Source organism: Pseudomonas sp. MYb185 (assembly GCF_002979975.1).
In the GTDB taxonomy this organism is placed as follows: Bacteria; Pseudomonadota; Gammaproteobacteria; order Pseudomonadales; family Pseudomonadaceae; genus Halopseudomonas.
The window spans coordinates 339,526-360,969 of the sequence record NZ_PCQD01000003.1; the positions used below are offsets into that span (position 1 = coordinate 339,526).

At 63.5% G+C, this 21,444-nt stretch carries 24 protein-coding genes; 9 read left to right on the forward strand and 15 right to left on the reverse strand.

What is annotated here, in order from left to right; genetic code table 11:
- Positions 1-3: 3 nt before the first annotated feature.
- The 3 genes from tolQ to CQ007_RS06405 form a co-directional block, all read right to left on the reverse strand.
- Positions 4-690 (reverse strand): protein TolQ, encoded by a 687-nt coding sequence (gene tolQ, locus CQ007_RS06395; protein ID WP_256582224.1) that lies wholly within the window; start codon positions 688-690, stop codon positions 4-6.
- 36 nt (positions 691-726) lie between these two features.
- Positions 727-2,667: a phytase gene (locus CQ007_RS06400; protein ID WP_105644293.1), complete on the reverse strand. Its 1,941-nt coding sequence runs from the start codon at positions 2,665-2,667 to the stop codon at positions 727-729.
- A gap of 64 nt (positions 2,668-2,731) precedes the next feature.
- A complete protein-coding gene (locus CQ007_RS06405) occupies positions 2,732-5,257 on the reverse strand; it encodes a TonB-dependent receptor (protein WP_105644295.1) in 2,526 nt (841 codons plus the stop codon).
- A 337-nt stretch (positions 5,258-5,594) separates the two neighbouring features.
- On the opposite strand from CQ007_RS06405, the gene CQ007_RS06410 reads away from it, so the two are divergent.
- Entirely contained in the window at positions 5,595-6,512 is a 918-nt protein-coding gene (locus tag CQ007_RS06410; protein WP_105644297.1) for a GGDEF domain-containing protein, read from the forward strand.
- Complete coding sequence (locus CQ007_RS06415; protein ID WP_105644299.1) at positions 6,505-7,554, forward strand: AraC family transcriptional regulator; 1,050 nt, start codon at positions 6,505-6,507, stop codon at positions 7,552-7,554. The genes CQ007_RS06410 and CQ007_RS06415 overlap by 8 nt, the downstream gene beginning before the upstream one ends.
- Before the next feature lie 30 nt (positions 7,555-7,584).
- On the opposite strand, the gene CQ007_RS06420 is transcribed toward CQ007_RS06415, so the two are convergent.
- The gene (locus tag CQ007_RS06420) at positions 7,585-8,319 is read right to left on the reverse strand and encodes a metallophosphoesterase (protein WP_105644301.1); all 735 of its coding nucleotides are present in this window, start codon (positions 8,317-8,319) and stop codon (positions 7,585-7,587) included.
- A gap of 36 nt (positions 8,320-8,355) precedes the next feature.
- On the opposite strand from CQ007_RS06420, the gene CQ007_RS06425 reads away from it, so the two are divergent.
- Both CQ007_RS06425 and CQ007_RS06430 read left to right on the forward strand, forming a co-directional pair.
- Positions 8,356-8,586, forward strand: coding sequence for a hypothetical protein (locus CQ007_RS06425; RefSeq protein WP_146114547.1), 231 nt, complete (start codon positions 8,356-8,358; stop codon positions 8,584-8,586).
- Positions 8,587-8,694: 108 nt separating this feature from the next.
- A complete protein-coding gene (locus tag CQ007_RS06430; protein ID WP_256582225.1) occupies positions 8,695-9,432 on the forward strand; it encodes a TlpA disulfide reductase family protein in 738 nt (245 codons plus the stop codon).
- An 11-nt stretch (positions 9,433-9,443) separates the two neighbouring features.
- Here CQ007_RS06430 and mtgA read toward each other — a convergent pair whose 3' ends face one another.
- Positions 9,444-10,196, reverse strand: a complete 753-nt coding sequence (mtgA, locus tag CQ007_RS06435) for a monofunctional biosynthetic peptidoglycan transglycosylase (protein WP_105644307.1) — start codon at positions 10,194-10,196, stop codon at positions 9,444-9,446.
- Between the two features lie 79 nt (positions 10,197-10,275).
- Here mtgA and CQ007_RS06440 point away from each other — a divergent pair, with 79 nt between their 5' ends.
- The 5 genes from CQ007_RS06440 (at position 10,276) to CQ007_RS06460 (ending at position 13,615) form a co-directional block, all read left to right on the forward strand.
- Positions 10,276-10,650 (forward strand): DUF423 domain-containing protein, encoded by a 375-nt coding sequence (locus CQ007_RS06440; protein ID WP_105644514.1) that lies wholly within the window; start codon positions 10,276-10,278, stop codon positions 10,648-10,650.
- Between the two features lie 88 nt (positions 10,651-10,738).
- On the forward strand, positions 10,739-10,939 hold the full coding sequence (gene thiS, locus CQ007_RS06445; protein WP_090540304.1) for a sulfur carrier protein ThiS: 201 nt from the start codon (positions 10,739-10,741) through the stop codon (positions 10,937-10,939).
- A 42-nt stretch (positions 10,940-10,981) separates the two neighbouring features.
- Entirely contained in the window at positions 10,982-11,782 is an 801-nt protein-coding gene (locus CQ007_RS06450) for a thiazole synthase (RefSeq protein ID WP_105644309.1), read from the forward strand.
- Positions 11,775-12,503 carry a tRNA (guanosine(46)-N7)-methyltransferase TrmB gene (gene trmB / locus CQ007_RS06455; RefSeq protein WP_105644311.1) on the forward strand — a complete coding sequence of 243 codons (729 nt, stop codon included), beginning with the start codon at positions 11,775-11,777 and terminating at the stop codon, positions 12,501-12,503. The genes CQ007_RS06450 and trmB overlap by 8 nt, the downstream gene beginning before the upstream one ends.
- A gap of 251 nt (positions 12,504-12,754) precedes the next feature.
- A complete protein-coding gene (locus CQ007_RS06460; protein WP_105644313.1) occupies positions 12,755-13,615 on the forward strand; it encodes a crotonase/enoyl-CoA hydratase family protein in 861 nt (286 codons plus the stop codon).
- Here CQ007_RS06460 and CQ007_RS06465 read toward each other — a convergent pair whose 3' ends face one another.
- The 10 genes from CQ007_RS06465 to proC all read right to left on the reverse strand — a co-directional run bounded on the left by CQ007_RS06465 (position 13,616) and on the right by proC (position 21,439).
- Positions 13,616-14,050 (reverse strand): thioesterase family protein, encoded by a 435-nt coding sequence (locus CQ007_RS06465; RefSeq protein WP_105644315.1) that lies wholly within the window; start codon positions 14,048-14,050, stop codon positions 13,616-13,618. It abuts the gene before it with no gap.
- A 130-nt stretch (positions 14,051-14,180) separates the two neighbouring features.
- A complete protein-coding gene (locus tag CQ007_RS06470; protein ID WP_105644317.1) occupies positions 14,181-15,341 on the reverse strand; it encodes an iron-containing alcohol dehydrogenase in 1,161 nt (386 codons plus the stop codon).
- A gap of 344 nt (positions 15,342-15,685) precedes the next feature.
- Positions 15,686-16,819, reverse strand: a complete 1,134-nt coding sequence (gene hemW, locus CQ007_RS06475; RefSeq protein ID WP_218278838.1) for a radical SAM family heme chaperone HemW — start codon at positions 16,817-16,819, stop codon at positions 15,686-15,688.
- An 8-nt stretch (positions 16,820-16,827) separates the two neighbouring features.
- Positions 16,828-17,436 carry an RdgB/HAM1 family non-canonical purine NTP pyrophosphatase gene (gene rdgB / locus CQ007_RS06480; protein ID WP_177424288.1) on the reverse strand — a complete coding sequence of 203 codons (609 nt, stop codon included), beginning with the start codon at positions 17,434-17,436 and terminating at the stop codon, positions 16,828-16,830.
- Positions 17,429-17,878: a DUF4426 domain-containing protein gene (locus CQ007_RS06485; RefSeq protein ID WP_256582216.1), complete on the reverse strand. Its 450-nt coding sequence runs from the start codon at positions 17,876-17,878 to the stop codon at positions 17,429-17,431. The genes rdgB and CQ007_RS06485 overlap by 8 nt, the downstream gene beginning before the upstream one ends.
- A gap of 12 nt (positions 17,879-17,890) precedes the next feature.
- Positions 17,891-18,481, reverse strand: a complete 591-nt coding sequence (metW, locus tag CQ007_RS06490; protein WP_105644521.1) for a methionine biosynthesis protein MetW — start codon at positions 18,479-18,481, stop codon at positions 17,891-17,893.
- Between the two features lie 2 nt (positions 18,482-18,483).
- Positions 18,484-19,626, reverse strand: a complete 1,143-nt coding sequence (locus CQ007_RS06495; RefSeq protein WP_105644321.1) for a homoserine O-acetyltransferase — start codon at positions 19,624-19,626, stop codon at positions 18,484-18,486.
- A gap of 97 nt (positions 19,627-19,723) precedes the next feature.
- Complete coding sequence (locus CQ007_RS06500) at positions 19,724-20,017, reverse strand: DUF167 family protein (RefSeq protein WP_105644323.1); 294 nt, start codon at positions 20,015-20,017, stop codon at positions 19,724-19,726.
- Positions 20,018-20,020: 3 nt separating this feature from the next.
- Complete coding sequence (locus tag CQ007_RS06505; RefSeq protein WP_105644325.1) at positions 20,021-20,611, reverse strand: YggT family protein; 591 nt, start codon at positions 20,609-20,611, stop codon at positions 20,021-20,023.
- 9 nt (positions 20,612-20,620) lie between these two features.
- Positions 20,621-21,439 carry a pyrroline-5-carboxylate reductase gene (proC, locus tag CQ007_RS06510; protein WP_105644326.1) on the reverse strand — a complete coding sequence of 273 codons (819 nt, stop codon included), beginning with the start codon at positions 21,437-21,439 and terminating at the stop codon, positions 20,621-20,623.
- Positions 21,440-21,444 lie beyond the last annotated feature (5 nt).

Consider the following 21,444-nt stretch of genomic DNA (forward strand, 5'->3'; position numbering starts at 1 on the left):
GGTTCAGTTCCCCGCCCGGTTGTGCAGCCGCCGGTGCAGAATGCTGGAGAACTCCTCGGCGAAGGTGTAGTAGCGGCTGATCAGGCCCTCGCTGCGGGCGGCAAAGCGGTTGTAGGCGATCACCGCGGGAATGGCGGCGAACAGGCCGATGGCGGTGGCGATCAGCGCTTCGGCGATACCGGGTGCGACGGCGGCCAGCGTTGCCTGCTCGGTCTGGGACAGGCCGATAAAGGAATTCATGATGCCCCACACGGTGCCGAACAGGCCGATATAGGGGCTGACCGAGCCGACCGTGGCGAGAAACGGCAGGTGTTTTTCCAGCCGCTCCTCCTCCCGGGAGATGGCCACACGCATGGCCCGCTGCACGCCTTCCATCACCGCTTCCGGCTCGCTTTCCTGCTCGCGCAGGTGGGCGAACTCTCGGTAGCCAGCATGGAAGATGCCCTGTACGCCGTCACTGTCCTGCGATTGTTCCTGATACAGCTTGCTGAGGTCGGTGCCCTTGTTCCAGAAGCTCTGCTCGAAGCGGCCCAGGGAGCGCCTGGCGGCACCCATCAGGCTGCTGCGCTGGATGATCAGGAACCAGGAGGTCAGCGAGGCGAGCACCAGGATCAGCATCACCAATTGCACCAGCAGGCTGGCTTCGGCGATCAGTGACCAGGGGGACATGCTGTGGGCGGTGGTTGGCATGGTTGCTATATCGGTAGGCATGGTGGGTTCTCTCATTCAGTCCAATTGCAGTGCGTCGGCGATGCTTTGCCAGGGCACGTATTTGTAGTTCTGGTTACCTTCGGGCATGCGCTTGCGGCCGTCCTGCACCATCAGCATGCCCTGGCTCCATTGGCCGCCGAGATTGACGGAGGTGACTTCCAGGCCGTCGGTTTCGGACACGCCATCAATGCCCAGCCGGCTGTTGAGGCCGATGCGGAAGCTGCCGCGCAGTTGGTAGGGCGGTTCGGCATCGAGCACCGCATAGCTGCCGTTGCCCTGGCTGGAAATCACCAGATAGGGATGCTCGGGGTGCTGATAGATGGCCAGGCCTTCGATATCCGCCTTGATCGGGCCACCGATGCCGATTACCCGGGTCATCTCGGTGGAAGCATCGGCGCCGGCATCCAGCGCCCACACCGCTTCGCCTTCCTCGCCGATAAACAGGCGCTGGCGCAGGTCATCGACCACGCAGCCTTCGGGCTGGGTGGCCACGGCGAACTCGCGTACCAGCTCAGCGCTGATCTCGCCATTGCTGCCGTTCAGGCGGTACTGCAGGAAGCGGCCGTCCTTGTCATTGGCAATGGCATACAGGCTGCCGTCGGGGGCGCTGCCCATGCACAGGCCGTAGATGTCCTGCAGCGGGGTGGCGATCTGGCCCAGCTCGCGCAACTGGCCGCTGGCCGGATCGATGGCAAATACCTGCAGACTGTTATGGTCGCGGTTGCTGGCCACAGCCAGATCGACCCGTTGCTCGCCCAGCTGGAAACCGTGGCGCACATCGACGTTGTTCAGGCGACCGACGGCCAGGTATTGCAACTGCCGGCCATTCAGGTCGTAGACCGCCAGGCCATTGCGTTTGTCGGTGCCCAGCACGCGGGAGGCAGCCGGATCGCCGGGGTGCAGCCAGATCGCCGGGTCGTCGGCGGCATCGCCGGGGCTGGGAATCGGGTCGGTCTGTACCGTTGGCAGCAGCACAGGGATATCGGCATCGCTGGTGTGGGCGCTGCCCGGCCAGGCGATACGGGTCTGGTAGAGCTGGCCGTCGTCACCATCAACCAGCAGCAATTCGCTCTGCTGGTTGGCGGTACGCACGGCGATCCGCTCCGGTTCAACGGTGCCGTCCAGCGCGATTGGTTCGAGACTGTCCCAGCTATCCCCGGTCAGGCGATAGCGGTGCAACTGGCGGGCATCGGCGTCCAGTGCCAGCAGCCCGCCGGGTATTGCAGCCAGCCCGGCGACCATGTCCTGCAGTCCGCCGAAGGGCGCGACCATATCCACCGGTTGACGGCTCTGTTCGGCCTCGGGATGGGCGCCATAGGCCCAGATACCGACGCTTTCCTCGCTGATGTACAGCAGGTGCTGCTGGTCATCCACTGCGCAGTGCTCGCTTTCCGGCGGCAGGCGCAGGCTGCGTACATGGGCGGCGGTGTCGAGCAGGCGGTTGTCGTTGCCGACCAGCCACTGGTCACCCATGCCTTCCTCGCCGACCACAAACAGATGCAGGTTGTGCGACTCGTCCCGATACAGGCAGAGGTTCTCGATGCGGTAGGTCGTAGCAGGCAGTATCAGCTGCTGACGCAGCCGCAGGTTACTGGTATCGGTGCGCAGCAGGGTGGGCTGCTGGCTGGCGGTCGCGGTGGTAGCGATCAGCAATTGATCGTTTTGCTGGCGCACATCCAGGCTGTAGAAATTGCCGGGGTGCTGGGCCAGGCGATTACCGCCGGCATCCAGTAACCAGAGGCCCTCGGCATCGGCGGCCAGACGTTGGTCGTTGCCCAGCAATTGCCAGGACTCGGCCCGTGCGGCATGGCTCGGCTGCCAGGCTTGCAGTTCAACCTTGCTCGCGGTGTGAGCAGTGTCCGCTGTGGGCACATTGCTGGAGTCGGCCTTGGAGCAACCCAGCAACAGCCCGGACAGGACCAGCGCTGCGAGGGGGTTCAGGGGATATCGATGCATGAAGTATTCCGTACTGATAAGAAGTCTGGGCTGAACGGCAGGCCTGGCCCGCCGCCCGTCCGGGTCAGAAGTGGGTAAGGGTCAGGCCGACCTTGTAGCTGGGGCCGTATTCCTCGTACTGGGCGTTGTAGCGGCGCTTGCCGGTGTAAACGTAATAGGATTCGTCGGTCAGGTTCTGCGCCTCGAAGAACAGCTGCAGGTTGTCGCGCAGGAAGTAGCTGGCGCTGAAATCGACGAACAGCTGGTCATCCACCTTGTAGTCGTAACGGGCATCCAGCACGTCGCCCACTTCATCCAGGTAGTCGGACTTGTAGTTGGCCGACAGGCGCAGGCTGAGCTGGTCACTCTCCCAGCCCAGGGTCAGGTTGCCGGTGATGTCGGACTGGCCGGGCAGGCGGATGCTGCGGCTGCGCATGGCGCCCAGCTCCGGGTCGAACTGTTCGATATCGGCGTCGGACCGGGTGAAGGTGGTGTTGGCGTTGACCAGCAGCCCGTTCCAGGGTGCGGGCAGCCAGCTGAACTTCTGCGAGTAGGCCAGTTCCAGACCATAGACCTTGGCGCTGTCACCGTTGACTGAGGTGATGGCTTCGCTGAAGCCAGCGTATTCACCAGTGCCGGCGACGTCGGCGGTATAGATGAAGTTGTCGATGTCCTTGTAGAACACGAAGGCCGATACCGCACCGGCACGACCCATGTAGTGCTCGATGCCGAGATCGAAGTTGGCCGACTCCAGCGGCTTGAGATCGGGGTTGCCGAACTCCGCTTCGTCGTCATCCAGCACGAAGCCGGGGAATATCTGGCCGAAGGTCGGCCGCACTACGCTGTTGGTCCAGGCGGCGCGGATCTGGGTCTTGTCGTTGAGCTGATAGATGGCGTGCAGGCCCGGCAGCCAGTGGTCATATTTCTTGCTGGTGTCGTTGGCGACGAACTCGCCCTGGTCCAGTCCGGTGCCCCGGGCCTTCATGCGTGTGCCTTCGTAACGCAGGCCGGCGATGATGCGCAGGTCGTCGATATCCAGGGTATTCATCACATAGGCGGCATTGATGTCCTCCTCGATGGTGAAGTCGTTTATGCGCGACTCTTCCTCATCGTAGAAGTCGGCCCGATCCAGGCCGCTGATCAGATCTTTCACTGCGCGATCGGAAATACGCGGCCCGAAGCGGCCCAGGCCGTAGTCGGCGGTGCCACGGCTGAAGCGCGACAGATTCAGTTGATCGTCGCTGAAACCCAGCTCATCGAAGTCCTCATAGACCCAGACGTCGAGGTCGTTGTCCTTTTCCCGGCGGCTGAGCTTGCCGCCAAAGGCCAACTGCGAGGGCAGACCGCTCAACTGAAAGTCGCGGGTCAGGTCGAGCTTGATGTTCTTCTCGGTATCGGTGGTGCGCTGCTTTTCCCATTCCACCTCGGTCAGGGTGAAGTTGTTCGGGTCGTAATGATCCTGCCCGGCGCGCAGCCGCGGCTTGCGCGTGCTGTCGTAGCCGATATTGCTGAAATCATCATTGCCTTCGAAGGCGGCATTGCCGATGCCTCCGGGGCTGTCTTCGCCGGCCTTGCTGTAGCCGGCCTGGGCGCTGATGCCCCAGTCGCCGAGCTGGCGCTTGCCGCCGAACACGAAGCTCTGGACCTCCTGGGTCTCCTCGCGGGCCTTGAGTTCGCGGCTGACCTCGGCATCACCCAGCTCGCCGGGCAGTTGCGGGTCGGCGAACTCGGTTACCAGGCCCTGGCGCACCTCATCGTCCTTGTAACGGCTGTAGAGGCTGCGGAACCAGACCTCGCTGTGCTCGTCCGGGCGGTAATCCAGATTCAGGCCCAGGCCGGTACGCTCGCGGGTGATGTCGTAGCGGCGCTGCTCCAGTTCTTCCAGCCGGGCGCCGTCATCGAAATCCCAGGCACCGCCGGTTTCCACGTTGTCCGAGCCGAACTTGCGCTCCTGCCAGCTCAGGGCCGCAGCGATGCCGAAGTTGTCCACACCGTCACCGATACTGAAGCGGTTGCTGAAGGCGCCGGACAGCTTGGGACTGTTTTTGCCAGTGTTCTCGTCATGGCTGCCCTCGGCACTCAGGCTGTAGAACAGGCCGTCATGGTCGAAGGCCGACAGGCTTTCCACCTCGATGGTGCCACCCAGCGAGTTGGCATCCATGTCCGGCGTCAGGGTCTTGACCACCGACAGCGACTGCACCAGCTCGCTGGGTAGCACATCCATGGCGACGGCCCGGCGGTCACTCTCCGGTGCCGGTACCAGGGTGCCGTTGATGGTCACGCTGTTAAGATCCGAACCCAGACCGCGTACCCGCACGAAGCGGCCTTCACCCTGGTCGCGCTCGACCGACAGGCCGGGAATACGCTGCAGTGCCTCAGCGGCATTGTCGTCCGGCAACTGGCCGATGGCATCGGCGTGCACCACGCTCTTGATGGTATTGGCGCGGCGCTGGTCGTCCAGCGCCTGCTCCAGCTGCGCCGCCTGGCCGATCACATCGACCACTTCCGGTTGTTGCGCCTGGACGTACAGCGGCGTACTGACAGCAATGGCCAGCGCCAGAGCGCTGAGGCGGAATCCGCCGTGGCGGATGGTGGAGTGTACTGCGGACATGGATTGATCCTCCCCTGGAAAAGCGGCCCGTGCGGGCTTTATGGGGAGGCAAGTTAGGTGGGGTAGATGTCAGTTATGTGACCATGTTGTCGTCAACAGCCACAAAAAGGCGGGATATAAGAGGTAAATAGCTGTTCTTGAGCTGATTTGACCCTTCTGTTCGGCCTTCCTTCAGCCGTCATCCGCCAGGAAGACGCGAAATGAGGAGGAAGCAGCAGAAGATGGCCGAGAAAGTGGCATGCATGGGCACTGCTCGCTGAGCTGATATGACCCCAGTCGGTGCAACGGCATTGTCACATGGAACTGCTTAGCTGGCGGGCATGAACGGAGAACCACCATGACATTCATGCTCGCCACCCATCGCATAAAGCTGACGGCACTGCTGATCGCCGCCAATCTCGGGCTGATGCTGCACCTCTTGTCGGGCGAGATCAAACCGGTCTCGGCCTGGGACTGGCTGGATGTGGCCGGGGAGGGCGGCTCGGCAGTACTGATACTGGTGTGGATCGGGCTGCTGCTCAAGAGCCGACCGGCTGGCTATGTGACCGATCTGTTGTTCACGGGGCTGGGTTGTCTGTTTTTCAGTCTGTTCATGGATACCGTAGACGAATTCATCGCCCTGCCTGCCGCGGTCAACTGGGACGGCTGGCTGGAATCCGGACCCATGCCGGTTGGTTTTATCCTGCTGACCTTGGGTATTTTTCACTGGCACCGCGAACAATTGGCGATCAATGAGCAGATGCGCAACCGGGAGCGGCTGTTCCGTGAACACCGTCAGTTCGACAAACTGACGCCACTGGGGGATGCCAACTATCTGCGGGCGCAATTGCAGTTGGCGTTGGGCGAGGCGAATGATGCGCGGCAGCCATTGTCGGTCATCATGCTGGATCTGGATGCCTTCTCCAGGATAAACAGGGAGTATGGCCACGCCGAAGGGGATCGTTTGCTGCAGGTGTTGACCCAATTGCTGCTGCTCAACCTGCGCCAGCATGACCTGTTGTGTCGCCTGGCCGGGGATCGATTCGCGGTGATCCTGCCGCATACCGGAGAGCGTCAGGCGCAACTGCTGGCCGGGGAAATGAGCCTGGCGGTGCGCAGCCTGGCCTACAAGAGCAGCCGTCAGGGTGAGCGTATCGAGCTGTCCGCCACGGTGGTGGCGTTGATGGCCCGCGACGAGGACACCGAAACCCTGCTGCAACGGCTGAATATCGCCATGGCCCGGGCCAAGCAGCATCTGACGGTGCAGTATGGATAGGAGCGAGCGGGCAGAGGGGTGGCTGGAGTGCGATACGCGCTTCATTCCGGCGCACTATCAGCCTGCCAGTCTGATTGATCTGGCCCTCGGCCGGGGAGTCAACGTACACCGGCTGCTGCAGGGTACCGGGCTGTTCCATGAGGACATTCTTGCCGGTAATCGGTTGATCAGCCCACTGCAGTTCCTGCGCCTGATCACCAATGTACAGCAGCAGATGCAAGCCGATGACACCAGCTTCCTGCTTGGTCAGCAGTGGCTGCCCGGCCACTACGGCGCAGCCAGCCACGCCCTGCGCCATGCCACCAACCTGCTGGAGGCATTGGAGCGGCTGGTGCGTTTGCAGCCGCTGCTGTGGCCCTTGCTGCGCCTGCGCTTACGGGTGGACGAGCAGCATGTGTGGCTGGACTGGGGCGACAGCTTCGGCGTCAGCGGGCAAGGCATGTTTCTGATCGAGGCCGGCATGGCGGCGCTGACGGGTGTCTGCCAGTGGTTGTCCGGCCAGCGGCTGCCCTGGTCATTCCACCTGATGCATTCGCAGCCGCGCTATATCGAGCAGTACTGGGTGCATCTGGGCGAGCAACTGCGTTTCGACAGTCCGTTGAACCAGATGTGCCTACCCCGGGAATACCTGCACCAGCCCTGGGCGGGCGCCTCGGCGACTGCCGGTCGGGTTGCCGAACAGGAAGGCTTGACCATGCTCGCCGCATTACCGGCGGCGCAGAGTCTGCTGGACAGCCTGCATGACCATCTGCTGGCGCAGATTCGCCAGCCGCTGCGCCTGGAAGGGGTGGCGGAATCCTTCGGCATGAGCCCGGCAACGCTCAAGCGCAAACTGCAGAAGCACGGCACGCATTTTCAGGAGCAACTGGATCAGGCGCGCTCCAGCGTGGCACTGGAGCTCTACCAGAGCCGTGGCTATACCAGCGACGAAGTGGCCGACTACCTCAACTTCAATGACCGGGCCAACTTCCGCCGTTCGCTACGGCGCTGGACCGGCCTGCTGCCCAGCGAGCTGCGGGACTGGCTGGCCGGGCACCGGTGACCTTGGGTTGCTACCGATTGCGCGGGATTGTCAGGGTTCCAGTACCCGTTGCGGGTCAAAGCCGGTGTCTTCGTGGGGGTAACCCCTGGGGTTGCTGACCACCCTGGTACCACGGAACCGATAGTCGACCGCATGGTGGCTGGGGCCATGCAGCCAGAGGTCGACCGGCGGGCCGAGCAGTTCGATCCAATCATTGGCAAAGGCCGCATCCAGCAGGTTGCCCGAGGCGGGGTTGCCATGCAGGGACTGCATCAGCGGCGCATGGTGGCTGATGACCACCGTCTTGCCGGTAAACGGCTGTTCCAGCTTGTGCTGCAGCCAGCGGCGGTTGCGCTCGGCCAGGGCGATGGTGTCTTCGGGCTGGATCAATTGGTTGTCCCGGCTCCTGATGAACCGGTAATCGTGGACGGCCTGACGGGCGGCTACGCTGACCAGAGGAGCGTTGCCGGTGGCGTTGAAGTCGGTCCACAGCGTGGTGCCGAGAAAGCGTACCGAACCGATGATCAGCTCATCACCATCCAACACCCGGATCTGCTCGTCTGCTGCCGCTCGCAGCTCGGCAAGGGTGCGTTGTAGATGGCCGCCGTAGTATTCGTGGTTGCCGGGAATGTAGAGTACCGGCCCCGGAAACTGTTGCCTGGCCCAGTCCAGGCCACGGGTGCCCAGATCAATATCGCCAGCCAGGACTACCACGTCAGCCTCGCAGGTTGAGGGTTGAAATGGGCGGACTTCATTATGCAGGTCGCTGAGCAGATGGATGCGCATGGTGCTGATAGTGCCTGTGGATGCCAGCTTGTCAGCATGGTGGTTTGCGCTGGTGCTGGCAAGCCGCTGTTGTCGGTGGCGGTGCTGCCGGAGTCGCGTTACTGGGCCAGCCTGATCGAGCGTTTCGAGGAGTCCGAGCAACTGCGGCTTTGGCGCTCACGGTCGAGTGGCTGCTGGCGGCGCATGTCCGAGCAGGCCAAGGAATCATTCAGGAACAACTTTACTGGTATGCAGAGGCCGGTAGAGGTGCCGGCTGGTTTACCCTGACGCGGGTCACAGAACAAGGGATACCGCTGATGAACATATTCATACCCATGGGGCCGCTCGCCATTCCGTTGAACGCACTGCTGGTGCTGATCGCGGCTTGTCTGGGCGCTGTGGATTGCAGGACGGGGCGCCAGGCGTGCCGGAGTGAAGGCTGAGGTGCAGGTCTGGCTGGTGCTGGTGGCGGGTCTGGTGGGCGCCCGGCTGGGGTTTGTCCTCAGTTATGCCGATGCCTATCTGGCCGAGCCCATGAGCCTGCTGGATATCCGGGATGGGGGCTGGAATGCCTGGTGGGGCCTGGCGGCAGTCTGGGGTTCTACGCTGCTGCTCGCATACCGGCGCCCAGCGATAGCCAAGCCCATCGTCAAGGGCATGTCTGCCCTCAGCCTGGGGGTATTGTTGGTGGTAGCGTTGGCGGCGTTGCCGACCAGCGCGAACCGCCCGCTTCCCGCCTTGCCGGTGACCGCGCTCAATGGTGAAGCGGTGTCCCTGCCCGGCTTTGCGGGCAAGCCGACGGTGATCAATCTGTGGGCCAGCTGGTGCCCGCCCTGCCGCCGGGAAATGCCGATGCTGCAGCAGGCTCAGCAGCAGCACCCGGAGGTGCACTTTGTGTTTCTCAACCAGGGTGAGGATGCCGATACGGTGCGCAACTTCCTGCAGCGTGATCGGCTGGAGCTGGACAATGTGCTGCTGGATCGGGGTATGGAAATGGGACACCTGCTTGCTCACCGGGGCCTGCCGGTAACCCTGTTTTTCAATGCCGAAGGGCTCATGGAGGACGTTCGTCTTGGTGAGTTGTCCAGTGGCAGTCTGGCCCAGCGGCTGGATGCGTTAACGGCTGATGATTGACCGGGCGCCGATCATTCACTCAGTCGTTGCTTCCAGTTCGTCGGGCTCAGCCACTGCGGCCAGGACTGCCTGGCTTCCATCTGCCGCAGGTAGTGCGCACCACCGAGCTGCCGGGCCTGTTGCCGAATCCACTGGCTGCGTTGCAGCGCATGTGGCGGTGGGCTGGCGGCGCTCCAACGGCGGGGGTTGGGCAGCACGGCGGCCAATTGTGCCGCCTGCTGGTCGGACAGTACGCCCGGTGCCACGCCAAAGTGATGCCGGGCTGCGGCGTTGATGCCGAACACGCCGTCATCCCATTCGACGATATTCAGGTATACCTCGAGGATGCGCTGCTTGGACCACAGGGTTTCGATGGCCAGGGTGAACCAGGCTTCCAGCGCCTTGCGCGGCCAGCTGCGGCCTGACCACAGGAACAGGTTCTTGGCCACTTGCTGGCTGAGGGTACTGGCGCCGCGCAGATTGCCGCCGCGCTGGTTGTGCTGCATGGCCGCGCGGATGGCCTTGAGGTCGAAGCCGTGATGCTGGGCAAAGTGCTGATCTTCGGCGGCAATGACCGCCATCTTGATGTTGTCGGGCAGCTCCCGGTAGGGCGTCCAACGTTGTTGCAGCTCGAATGGCTGGTCGCTGCTGCGTGACTCCAGCCAGCGCTCGATCATCAGCATCGAGCCGGGCACCGGTACCCAGCGCAGCAGGATCACGGGGAGCAGGCTGACAAGCAGGAGTATCAGCAGCCATTTGGCGGTTTTGCGCAGGATGGTCTTCAATGCCGGGCCTGTCTGCGGAGTGGTATAGAATCTACCGCAGTATAAAGGAACCACTGGATAATTCCCTGGAGAGATGGTGATGAGCAGAATCCTGTTGTTGCTGGCGGCGCTGAGTGGGTTTACCGGTGTGGCGCTGGGCGCCTTTGCCGCGCATGCGCTGCGCGGGCGCCTGCCGGAGAATCTGCTGGGGGTGTTTCAGACCGGCGTGCAGTACCAGCTGTGGCATACCGCTGCGCTGATCGGGGTGGCGCTGCTGCTGTTGCGTTGGCCGGACAGCATGCTGTTCAAGGTATCCGGCGGGTTGTTTGTGCTGGGGATAGTGCTGTTTTCCGGCAGCCTGTACGCCCTGGCTCTCAGTGGCATCGGCAAGCTGGGCATCATCACGCCCATCGGTGGAGTCAGCTTTCTGGCGGCCTGGGTGTGCTTCGGCCTGGCGGCTTGGCGTTCGGTCTGACCACTGCCCTGGGCACCGCAGGCAATGGTCAGGACAGGCCATTTCAGGCTATCATTGGCACCCGATTCACCCTTCATCGAGTTGTTCCATGCAGATCCAACTGAATGGCGAAGCCCATCCCCTCGATTCCTCCATCAGCGTGGCCGATCTGGTCGAGCGGCTGGGATTGACCGGCAAGCGACTGGCCATCGAGCTGAATCTGGAGATCGTGCCGCGTAGCCAGTATGCCGACACACGTCTGAACGACGGTGACCGAGTCGAAATCGTCCACGCCATCGGTGGCGGCTAGAGCGCGACAGGCGCCAGCTCCCCTGGCCCAGCGGAGAAGACCATGACAGATATTCAGCAAGACGCCCTGGAAATAGCTGGCGTGCGTTACCGTTCCCGCCTGCTGGTGGGTACCGGCAAATACAAGGATATGGAAGAGACCCGGACAGCGATCGAGGCTTCCGGTGCGGAGATCGTCACCGTGGCCATCCGCCGTACCAATATCGGTCAGAATCCCGGCGAGCCCAACCTGCTCGATGTGATCCCGCCGGATCGTTACACCATCCTGCCGAATACCGCCGGCTGTTTCACCGCCGAGGACGCGGTACGCACCTGCCGTCTGGCCCGCGAGCTGCTGGACGGGCGCAATCTGGTCAAGCTGGAAGTGCTGGCCGATCAGAAGACCCTGTTCCCCAACGTGGTGGAAACCATCAAGGCCGCCGAGGTGCTGGTCAAGGACGGTTTCGATGTGATGGTGTACACCAGCGACGACCCGATCATTGCCCGTCAACTGGCCGAGATCGGCTGCGTGGCGGTGATGCCGCTGGCCGGTCTGATCGGTTCCGGGCTGGGCATCTGCAACCCCTATAACCTGCGTATCATCCTCGAAGAAGCCACCGTGCCGGTGCTGGTGGATGCCGGCGTCGGTACCGCTTCGGATGCGACCATCGCCATGGAGCTGGGTTGTGCCGGGGTGCTGATGAATACCGCGATTGCCGGTGCGCAGAAGCCGGTGCTGATGGCCGAGGCCATGAAGCATGCGGTACTCGCTGGCCGTGGCGCCTACCTGGCCGGGCGCATGCCGCGCCGCCTGTACGCAGCCGCCTCTTCACCGCTGGAAGGTACCTTTGTCGGCAATGAGTGACGTGAACGATACCCCGGTAGAGCAACATCAGGACGGCGACGGCCAGCCGCGGCGTACCATCCGCAGTTTCGTGATGCGCGCCGGACGCATGACCGAGGGCCAGCAGCGTGGCGTCGAGAAGGGCTGGCCGCGGTTCGGCCTGACCCTGGCCGACGGCTTGCTGGATCTCGACCAGGTATTTGGTCGTCAGGCGCCGCGTACCCTGGAGATCGGCTTCGGCATGGGTCATTCCCTGCTGGAAATGGCTCAGGCGGCGCCAGAGCAGGATTTTATCGGTATCGAGGTACATCGCCCCGGTGTCGGCGCGCTGCTCAATGGCGTGCTGAATGCCGGGCTGCAGAATGTGCGGGTCTACGACTGCGATGCCATCGAAGTGCTGAATCAGGCGATTCCCGACGCCAGCCTGGATCGCCTGCTGCTGTTCTTCCCCGACCCCTGGCACAAGAAGAAACACAACAAGCGGCGCATCGTGCAGCCGGCCTTTGCCGAGCTGGTACGACGCAAGCTGAAGGTCGGTGGTGTGCTGCACATGGCCACCGACTGGGAGCACTACGCCGAGCAGATGCTGGAAGTGATGAGCGCTGCGCCCGGTTACCGCAACCAGGCTGCCGATGGCACCTTCATTCCGCGCCCGGACGAGCGGCCGATCACCAAGTTCGAGAAGCGCGGCGAGCGGTTGGGGCATGGGGTATGGGACCTGAAGTTCGAGCGGGTTGATTGAGTCACGACGGTAATCCCAACGTCATTGCGAGTCGCGGTAGCGACGCGGCAATCCAGCGCGGGCCAGTGGCACCGAGCCATGGATTGCCACGCCCTGCGGGCTCGCAATGACGTTATCTCTTTTGCCTGTAATCCTGCTCTATCCGCCGTACCTATGATCCCCCATAGCAACCACCAAGAGTAATGGCCGCCACCGGCCCAGCTTCCTACACTGGCTTCTGTTCAGAACACCAATCTGCTGCGGAGCCCGTCATGCAATTCGAAACCCTCGACTACCAGGTGCAGGACAATGTCCTCACCCTGACCCTCAACCGCCCCGAGCGGATGAACGCCTTCAACGGACCGATGCGCCGCGAGCTGATCGCCGCCTTCGATGCTGCCGACGCCGATGACAATGTGCGGGTGATCATCGTTACCGGTGCCGGGCGCGCTTTCTGTGCAGGTGCCGACCTGGAGAAGGGCGGGGACACCTTCAACCGCCACACCCGTACCGACCAGCCGGAAGGCGCCGATCTGCGTGACGGCGGCGGTACCGTATCGCTGCGCATCTACGAATGCACCAAGCCGGTGATCGGCGCGTTCAACGGCGCGGCGGTGGGCGTCGGGGTGACCATGACCCTGCCGATGGATATCCGCCTGGCCTCGACCAACGCCAAGTTCGGCTTCGTCTTCGCCCGCCGCGGCATCACCATGGAGGCCTGCTCTAGCTGGTTCCTGCCGCGTCTTGTCGGTCCGATGCAGGCTGCCGAATGGGTCTATACCGGTCGCGTATTCGGTGCCGAGGAAGCACTCAGGGGCGGTCTGGTCCGCAGCATCCACGAGCCGGATGAGCTGCTGCCGGCGGCCTACGCGCTGGCCCGGGAAATTGCCGATAACACCGCGCCGATGTCGGCGCTGCTCAACCGTCAGATGATCTGGCGCATGCTCGGTGCCGATCACCCGATGGAAGCGCACAAGGTCGACTCCCGGGCGATTGCCTTCATGGGTGAGTCGGAGGATGCCAAGGAGGGCGTGCGTTCCTTCCTGGAAAAGCGCGCCCCGGAATTCAAGCTGCGTCCGAGCAAGGATCGTCCGAACTTCTATCCCTGGTGGGATGAGCGGCCCTTCGAATAATCAGTCGCTGACCAGCAGGCGTTCCAGCGCCGCGCGCGGCCCCGGTGGTATCGGGCAGGCGCGGTTGCCGGCGCGTTCGACGAACACATGCACGAAGCGCCCGGCCGCACAGGCCTCGGCCACCCCGGACTTGAACAGTGCCAGTTCGTAGTGCACCGAGCTGCTGCCCAGCCTGGCCACGCGCACACCGATCTCGATCTGCTCGGGGAAGGCCACCGGCTGGAAATAATCGCAGCCGGAACTCACCACAAACGCCACCTTCTCCCCGTGATGGATATCCAGCCCGCCCTCGTTGATCAGCCAGCTGTTCACCGCGCTGTCGAAGAACGCGTAGTAGGTGACATTGTTGATATGGCCATAGATATCGTTGTCGTGCCAGCGGGTGGTGATCGGGTGCAGGTAGGGGTAGTCGCTGCGCTGGGGTTTGGTCGTCATGCAATGGTTCTCGGCGTCAGTGGAGGGCCGGGTTCCATCCCGGCCAGCGGTGTTGCGGGTGACTCTATTGGTCGAGATGGAACTCGACGGGGTCGCCATCGAGCTGCCCTGGGTTGATACCTGCTGTGGATCAATACGCCTGTCGGTAGATAGCCAGCGCATCGGCCTCGGTCACTTCCCTTGGATTGTTCACCAGCAACCGCTGCTGCAGCATCGCCTCCCGGGCCAGCATTTCCAGACTGTCCTCCGGCACGCCGGCATCGCGCAGGCGGCTGGGCAGGTTGCAGCGCGGGCTCAGTTGCGCCAGGGCGGTGATCAACTGGTCGGTCAGGCTGGCGGCGTCACCAGGCGGGCAGTCGGGCACCAGCAGCGGTGCCAGTTCAGCATACAGGGCTTCGGCCGCCGGTGCGTTGAAGGCAATCACGCTGGGCAGCACCAGGGCGTTGGACAGTCCATGGGGAATATGGAAATGCCCGCCCAGCGGGTAGGCCAGCGCATGTACCGCCGCCACCGGGGCGTTGGCAAACGCCTGGCCGGCCAGCAGTGAGCCGAGCAGCATGGCCTGGCGTGCCTCGCGGTTGCTGCCGTTGTGCACCGCCTCGTCCAGGTTGCCGGCCAGCAGGCGCAGGGCTTCGCGGGCCAGCATGTCGGACAGCGGGTTCTTCTTCAGTTTGCTGGTGTAGGCCTCGATGGCGTGCACCATGGCATCGATCCCGGTGGCGGCGGTGACCGCCGGCGGCAGGCCGAGGGTCAGTTCCGCGTCCAGTACCGCCAGATCCGGCAGCAGCAGTGGCGAGACGACACCGGTCTTGGTGGTGGCGCCGGTGGTGATAATGGCGATCTGGGTGACTTCCGAGCCGGTGCCGGCGGTGGTCGGTACCTGGATCAGCGGCAGCCGTTGCCCTCGGGCATTTTCCACACCATAGATCTCGGTCAGGCTCTGGGTGGCATGTGGGTGGGCCAGCAGGGCGACCAACTTGGCCACATCCATCGAGCTGCCACCGCCGAAGCCGATGATCAACTGCGCATTCATCGCCTGCGCCTGATGCACGGCGGCGAACACTACCTCTTCCGGCGGATCGGCGACCACCTGGTCGAACACTTCCACACTCATGCCGGTCTCGGCGAAGCCCGGCAGGATATCGTCCAGCAGGCCCAGCTGGGTGATGCCGGGGTCGGTGACGAGCATTACCCGCTGCGCATCCCGCTCCCGGCATAGTTGCGCCAGACGGCTGGCGGCGCCGGTTTCGCAGAGGATGCGGGCGGTGGTGGCGAAGCTGAACGGGGACATGGACACCTCGTGGTCGCGAAAGGGGATGGCTGAGCAGTCACTGTAGGGGGCTGAGCGTCGAGCGGCAAGTACAGGCGGGGCAGGTTGGTGGTGTGAATACTTGCCTATGGCCGCGAGCCCGGGTTGTCGCGCCCCTGCGCGACGACAGCGTGGACCGCTGGGCCGCATGGCGTAGCGCAGGCGCGCTACACCCCAGGTGTAGGGCGTTGCGCCCGAACGCGGACCGGGGCGCTACACCCCGAGCTGGTAGGCGCCGATGATCTCGGGTTGTCGTGCGCCTGCGCGACGACGGGGTGAAGGATGACGTTGCAGAGAGCGATATTTCGCCCGACCCGGCAACTGTGTCAGAGAAACATCTCCAGCAGATCGTTGAGAAACAACCGGCCCTGTTCGGTGGGGCGCAGTTGCTGTTGCCAGGGTTGCAGCAGGCCGCGCTGGACGGCCTGGTCCAGCAGCGGGGCCATGGCCTCGACGGGCTGGCCGGTGCGCTCGGGGTACCAGGCGGTGGGTACTCCGTCGACCAGGCGCAGGGCGTTCATCAGGAAGTCGAAGGGCAGCTCGTCTGCCTTCAGTATCTTGTTGCCGGCGCGAAATGCCTTGTCTGGATTCAGGTAGTCCCTGGGCTGGCGGGTCTTCCAGTAGCGTTCGACGCGGCCATCGGCGTGGCTCAGCTTGCCGTGGGCACCGGCGCCGATGCCGAGAAAGTCGCCGTATTGCCAGTAGTTGAGATTGTGCCGGGCGCGGCGGCCATCACGGGCATAGGCGGATATCTCGTACTGGGTATAACCGGCCTCGGCCAGCCGTGCCTGCCCGGCCTCCTGGATATCCCACAGGGTTTCCTCTTCCGGCAGCACCGGCGGACGACTGTAGAACACCGTGTTGGGTTCCAGTGTCAGTTGGTACCAGGACAGATGTTCCGGTCCCAGTGCGATGGCCTGGTCGATATCGGCCCGGGCCTGCTCCAGCGACTGGCCCGGCAGCCCGTGCATCAGGTCCAGGTTGAGGTTGTCGAAGCCGGCGCGGCGGGCCATGTCCACCGCCGCCAATGCCTCACGGTCATCGTGGATGCGTCCCAGCGCCTTGAGGTGCTGCGGATTGAAGCTCTGGATACCGATCGACAGGCGATTGATACCGGCGCTGCGGTAGTCCTTGAACTTGGCCTGTTCGAAGGTGCCGGGGTTGGCTTCCAGGGTGATCTCGATATCTGCGGCAAAGCGCAGCCGTTGCTGCATCGCCTGCAGCAGCCGCTCCAGGCTGGCGGCGGAAAACAGGCTGGGAGTGCCGCCGCCGAAGAAGATCGATACCAGTTCACGTCCTTGCGCGTACGGCAGGTCCTGATCCAGGTCGGCGATCAGCGCAGCGATATAGTCATCTTCCGGCAGGCCGCTGTCGCTGGTATGCGAGTTGAAGTCGCAATACGGACATTTGCGCACGCACCAGGGGATGTGCACATAGGCGGCCAGCGGCGGCAGGGTCATGGAATTGATCAGACCAGCCCCAGCCGGGCGCGCAGCAGCTGCATGGCGCGGGCGCGGTGACTGAGCTGGTTCTTCTGCTCCGGCGGCAGTTCCGCGCTGGAGACACCCTGCTCGGGCACCAGGAACAGCGGGTCATAGCCGAACCCGTGTTCGCCCTGGGGCGCATGCAGGATACGACCTTCCCAGGCGCCTTCGCAGATGATCGGTACCGGATCGTCGGCATGCCGTACCAGGGCCAGGGCGCAGATGAAGCGCGCGCCGCGCTGCGTATCCGGCACATCGCGCAGGGCATCCAGCAGCTTGGCGTTGTTGGCGGCATCGCCCTGGCCATCGGCATAACGTGCCGAGTAGATGCCCGGTGCGCCGCCGAGGATATCCACTGCCAGTCCGGAATCATCCGCCAGCGCCGGCAGACCCGAGGCGCGGGCTGCGTGACGGGCCTTGAGGATGGCATTCTCGACGAAGCTCAGGCCGGTTTCCTCGGCTTCCTCGCCGATGAACTGGCTCTGCGGCAGTACGTCGATATGCGCGCCGAGCATGGCCTGCAGTTCCTTGAGTTTGCCGGGGTTGTTGCTGGCCAGGACCAGTTGGCTGAAAGGCAATGCGTTGTCACTCATCCGGATGGAACTCCTGCTGGAAGCGCACGGTATGCACTGGCGCACCTTCTTCCGCCTGCACCCGTATCTCGAACTGCAGCAGGCCCCGCTGGCCCGCCGAGTAGTTGGCGACGAAGTAGATGGCGTCCTGTTCCTGCAGGCGGATGAATTTCAGCGGGGTGGCCTGTTGAATCAGATTCTTCACCGTGCCTTCGACCTTGGCGTCGACCACTTTCAGGCCCTCGTCGGTCAGTCGTTGCACGGCGATATTCACCACACCCTGCCGGGGACCGCGTTGCAGGCCGGCAGCGGCGGCTATTTCCGGTTGCAGGTAGGAGCTGTTGAAGGTGTTGTGATGCACCAGCAGATCGCCAAAGCGCTGCGGGTTCTGGGCTGGGCCCTGCTGGGCGGTGACGACGGTGGCGGCGAGCATCAGCAGGCCGGCGAACAGAGTGCGTAACATGATGACTCCTTGTCAGCGCGTGACACGGTAAATGGCGACTTCGCCGAGCAGGTTGGGCCACATGGCGCTCAGCCTGCTGCTGCGATGGGTCTGGTCCACCACCAGACGATCAAGGATGCGTACCGAGCGTTCGTGGCACAGGTTTTCAAAATCCTTGAAGGTGCAGAAGTGGATGTTCGGGGTGTTGTACCAAGTGTAGGGCATGAACTCGGAAACCGGCATGCGTCCCTTGGTCCCAAGGTACAGCCGGCAGCGCCAGTGGCCGAAGTTGGGGAAGGTCAGGATCGCCTCGCGACCGATGCGCAGCATGTCCTCGAGAATGCGGTCCGGATAATGCACCGCCTGCAGCGCCTGGGTCATGACCACGGTATCGAAGCTGTGGTCCTCGAAGTTGTCCAGGTCCTGGTCAAGGTCCTTTTCGATGACGTTCACGCCCTTGTTGATGCAGGCATTGATGTTGTCCGGGTCGATTTCCAGGCCATAGCCGCGCACCTGCCGATTGTTCTGCAGGTAATGCAGCAACTCACCTTCACCGCAGCCAAGGTCGAGTACACGGCTGCCGGGCTCGATCCACTTCTGAATGATCTGCAGATCAGCGCGCAGGGTCATGCGTCCACCTCGATACGGTTCATGTAGCTGCTCAGGGCCTGGATATAGCGGGGGATCGGCAGCAGGAAGGCGTCATGCCCCTGGGCCGCCTCGACTTCCAGGTAGCTGACCTCCTTGCGCGCGGCCATCAATGCATTGGCCAGCTCCCGCGAGCGTGCCGGCGGGAAGCGCCAGTCGGTGCTGAAGGAGATCACCAGGCAACGGGCGCTGAGCGGCTCCAGTGCCCTGGCCAGATCGCCGCCAGTGGCCTGGGCCGGATCGTAGTAATCCAGCGCCTTGGTCATCAGCAGATAGGTGTTGGCGTCGAAGCGCTCGGAAAACTCCTGGCCCTGGTAGCGCAGGTAGCTTTCCACCTGGAACTCGACGCTGCTGATATCGTAGTTGAGGCGCTCGCTGCGCAGCTCGCGGCCGAACTTCTGGCCCATGGCATCATCGGACAGGTAGGTGATATGCCCGACCATGCGCGCCAGGCCGAGCCCGCGCTTGGGAATCACGCCGAAGGCGGCATAATCGCCCTCATGGAAGTCCGGGTCGGTGATGATCGCCTGGCGCGCCACTTCGTTGAAGGCGATGTTCTGCGCCGACAGCTTGGAGGCGGTGGCGATGGCCACGCAATGGCGCAGGCGTTCGGGATAGTGAATGGCCCACTGCAGCGCCTGCATGCCCCCGAGGCTGCCGCCGACCACCGCCGCCCAGCAGTCGATACCCAGGTGGTCGGCCAGTTGTGCCTGGCTGTTGACCCAGTCCTCGACCACGATCATCGGGAACTTGCCGCCGTAGGTCTTGCCGGTCTCGGGGTCGATGCTGGATGGGCCGGTCGAGCCATGGCAGCCGCCGAGGTTGTTCAGGCTGACGACAAAGAAACGGTTGGTGTCGATGGCCTTGCCGGGGCCGATACAGGCATCCCACCAGCCGGGCTTGCGATCGTCCTCGCTGTGATAGCCGGCGGCGTGATGGTGGCCGGACAGCGCATGGCATACCAGCACCGCATTGCTGCGGCTGGCATTGAGCTGACCATAGGTTTCATAGACCAGCTCGTACTGCGGCAGGGTCCGTCCGCAGGCCAGCTGCAAGGGCTCCGTGAAGGTCTGGCGCTGCGGCGAGACCAGGCCGACGGAATCAGCAGGGAATCTGGACATGGGGTTTTTCATTTCCTGTGTGGATTGGCCGCTGTTATCGGGCGTTGGGCCAATAATCGAGGCGTCAGTCTAAAGAGCGTACCTGCCGGACGCAATATCAAGGCCGGATTATGCCCAGCCCGTCCGGCAGCCGCTGTGGCGCTTCGATCAGCAGCCGCTTCTGCCGGCTCTGCTGGCCGCTGAGCAGACTGACCTGGCGCTTGCCGACACCGAACTCGGCGGCCAGAAATTCCATCAGCATGTTGTTGGCCTTGCCGTCCACCGGCGGGGCGCTGATGCGGATCTTCAGGCGCTGCCCATGCTGCCCGGCAAAGCCGATGGTTCGGGCGCCGGGTTGCAGATGACAGTCGAGAACCAGATCGGCGCCACGCCAGTTATAGAAGTCGGCCATGGCTCACAGTGCCAGGGTCAGGCCCCTGGGCATGCCGGTGGCAATCGCCAGGTTGGTGATCAACAGCATGTCCAGCAGGTTCAGCGCGATGAAGGCGAAGATCGGCGACAGATCCAGGCCGCCCATGGATGGCAGGAAGCGGCGGATCGGTGCCAGCACCGGCTCGCACAGCTGGAATACCAGGAGCACGGCGGGGTTGTGACTCTGCGGGGCGACCCAGGACAGGATCACACTGATGATCAGCGCAAAGAAGAAGATCTTCAGGAACAGCGCGGTGATGCCGACCAGCGACCACACCAGCAATTGCAGTACGGCCGGTAGCGCATAGCCCATCAGTTTGATGATGATCGACATCACGATCACCTGCACCACCAGTGCCAGCACCAGCGAGGGCACATCGATCCCGGCGAACCCCGGAATCACCCGGCGCAGCGGCTGCAGCAGCGGTTGGGTGGCACGCACGATGAACTGCGAGATGGGGTTGTAGAAATCGGCACGCACCAGTTGCAGGATGAAGCGCAGCAGCACGATCAACAGATACAGGCTGCCCAGTGTCTGCACCACATACACAGCAGCCATATTCAGTCCGGTCATGACATCTCCTCAGGCGAGTTCTTTGGACAATTCGGCGGAGCGTGCGGCGGCCGCCTGCATCGCACGGGCCACCATGCCGGGCAGGTCATCCCGGGCAAAGCTGTTGATGGCCTGTTCCGTGGTGCCGCCCGGCGAGGTCACCCGGCGGCGCAGCTCGGCGGTATCCACATCGCTGTGCACCGCCATGTCCGCGGCACCGAGGGCGGTGAACAGCGTCAGGCGCTCGGCGACTTCCCGGGGCAGGCCCAGTTGTTCGCCGGCGCTGGTCATGGCTTCCATCAGATAGAAGAAATACGCCGGACCACTGCCGGACACCGCGGTCACCGCGTCGATCTGTTCTTCCTGCTCCAGCCACAGGCTGATACCCACGGCATTCATGATGTTTTCGGTGAGCTTCTTCTGCTCGCCGCTGACCTGCGTCACTGCAAACAGGCCGCTGACACCCTGGCCTCGCAGCGCCGGGGTGTTGGGCATGCAGCGCACCAGAGGTGTGTCCGCGCCGAGCCAGCTGGCCAGGCTGCTGCAGGTGATGCCGGCGGCGATGGAGACCACCAACTGGCCGGCCTTGCGCTCGGCAGGCAGCGCACGGCACACCGCCTGTAACACCTGGGGCTTGACCGCCAGTACCAGCACATCGCAATCGCGGGCCAGGTCGGCATTGTCGGTGCTGGTATGGATGCCGAACTGGCGGCTGAGCCGCTGCAGTTGTTCGTCACTGCGGTCGCTGGCCATGACCTGGTTCGGCTTGAAGCTGCCCTGCAGCATGCCGCCGATCAGGCTGGTGGCCATGTTGCCGGCGCCGATGAATCCGATGCGCGGAGCTGTCATGTGAA

What these genes read in the sequence shown, in the direction of transcription:
- tolQ (WP_256582224.1), bottom strand. Translation starts at nt 690, where the DNA reads ATGCCAACCACCGCCCACAGCATGTCCCCCTGGTCACTGATCGCCGAA.
- CQ007_RS06400 (WP_105644293.1), bottom strand. Translation starts at nt 2,667, where the DNA reads ATGCATCGATATCCCCTGAACCCCCTCGCAGCGCTGGTCCTGTCCGGG.
- CQ007_RS06405 (WP_105644295.1), bottom strand. Translation starts at nt 5,257, where the DNA reads ATGTCCGCAGTACACTCCACCATCCGCCACGGCGGATTCCGCCTCAGC.
- CQ007_RS06410 (WP_105644297.1), top strand. Translation starts at nt 5,595, where the DNA reads ATGACATTCATGCTCGCCACCCATCGCATAAAGCTGACGGCACTGCTG.
- CQ007_RS06415 (WP_105644299.1), top strand. Translation starts at nt 6,505, where the DNA reads ATGGATAGGAGCGAGCGGGCAGAGGGGTGGCTGGAGTGCGATACGCGC.
- CQ007_RS06420 (WP_105644301.1), bottom strand. Translation starts at nt 8,319, where the DNA reads ATGCGCATCCATCTGCTCAGCGACCTGCATAATGAAGTCCGCCCATTT.
- CQ007_RS06425 (WP_146114547.1), top strand. Translation starts at nt 8,356, where the DNA reads ATGGTGGTTTGCGCTGGTGCTGGCAAGCCGCTGTTGTCGGTGGCGGTG.
- CQ007_RS06440 (WP_105644514.1), top strand. Translation starts at nt 10,276, where the DNA reads ATGAGCAGAATCCTGTTGTTGCTGGCGGCGCTGAGTGGGTTTACCGGT.
- thiS (WP_090540304.1), top strand. Translation starts at nt 10,739, where the DNA reads ATGCAGATCCAACTGAATGGCGAAGCCCATCCCCTCGATTCCTCCATC.
- CQ007_RS06450 (WP_105644309.1), top strand. Translation starts at nt 10,982, where the DNA reads ATGACAGATATTCAGCAAGACGCCCTGGAAATAGCTGGCGTGCGTTAC.
- trmB (WP_105644311.1), top strand. Translation starts at nt 11,775, where the DNA reads ATGAGTGACGTGAACGATACCCCGGTAGAGCAACATCAGGACGGCGAC.
- CQ007_RS06460 (WP_105644313.1), top strand. Translation starts at nt 12,755, where the DNA reads ATGCAATTCGAAACCCTCGACTACCAGGTGCAGGACAATGTCCTCACC.
- CQ007_RS06465 (WP_105644315.1), bottom strand. Translation starts at nt 14,050, where the DNA reads ATGACGACCAAACCCCAGCGCAGCGACTACCCCTACCTGCACCCGATC.
- CQ007_RS06470 (WP_105644317.1), bottom strand. Translation starts at nt 15,341, where the DNA reads ATGTCCCCGTTCAGCTTCGCCACCACCGCCCGCATCCTCTGCGAAACC.
- hemW (WP_218278838.1), bottom strand. Translation starts at nt 16,819, where the DNA reads ATGACCCTGCCGCCGCTGGCCGCCTATGTGCACATCCCCTGGTGCGTG.
- rdgB (WP_177424288.1), bottom strand. Translation starts at nt 17,436, where the DNA reads ATGAGTGACAACGCATTGCCTTTCAGCCAACTGGTCCTGGCCAGCAAC.
- CQ007_RS06485 (WP_256582216.1), bottom strand. Translation starts at nt 17,878, where the DNA reads ATGTTACGCACTCTGTTCGCCGGCCTGCTGATGCTCGCCGCCACCGTC.
- CQ007_RS06495 (WP_105644321.1), bottom strand. Translation starts at nt 19,626, where the DNA reads ATGTCCAGATTCCCTGCTGATTCCGTCGGCCTGGTCTCGCCGCAGCGC.
- CQ007_RS06500 (WP_105644323.1), bottom strand. Translation starts at nt 20,017, where the DNA reads ATGGCCGACTTCTATAACTGGCGTGGCGCCGATCTGGTTCTCGACTGT.
- CQ007_RS06505 (WP_105644325.1), bottom strand. Translation starts at nt 20,611, where the DNA reads ATGACCGGACTGAATATGGCTGCTGTGTATGTGGTGCAGACACTGGGC.
- proC (WP_105644326.1), bottom strand. Translation starts at nt 21,439, where the DNA reads ATGACAGCTCCGCGCATCGGATTCATCGGCGCCGGCAACATGGCCACC.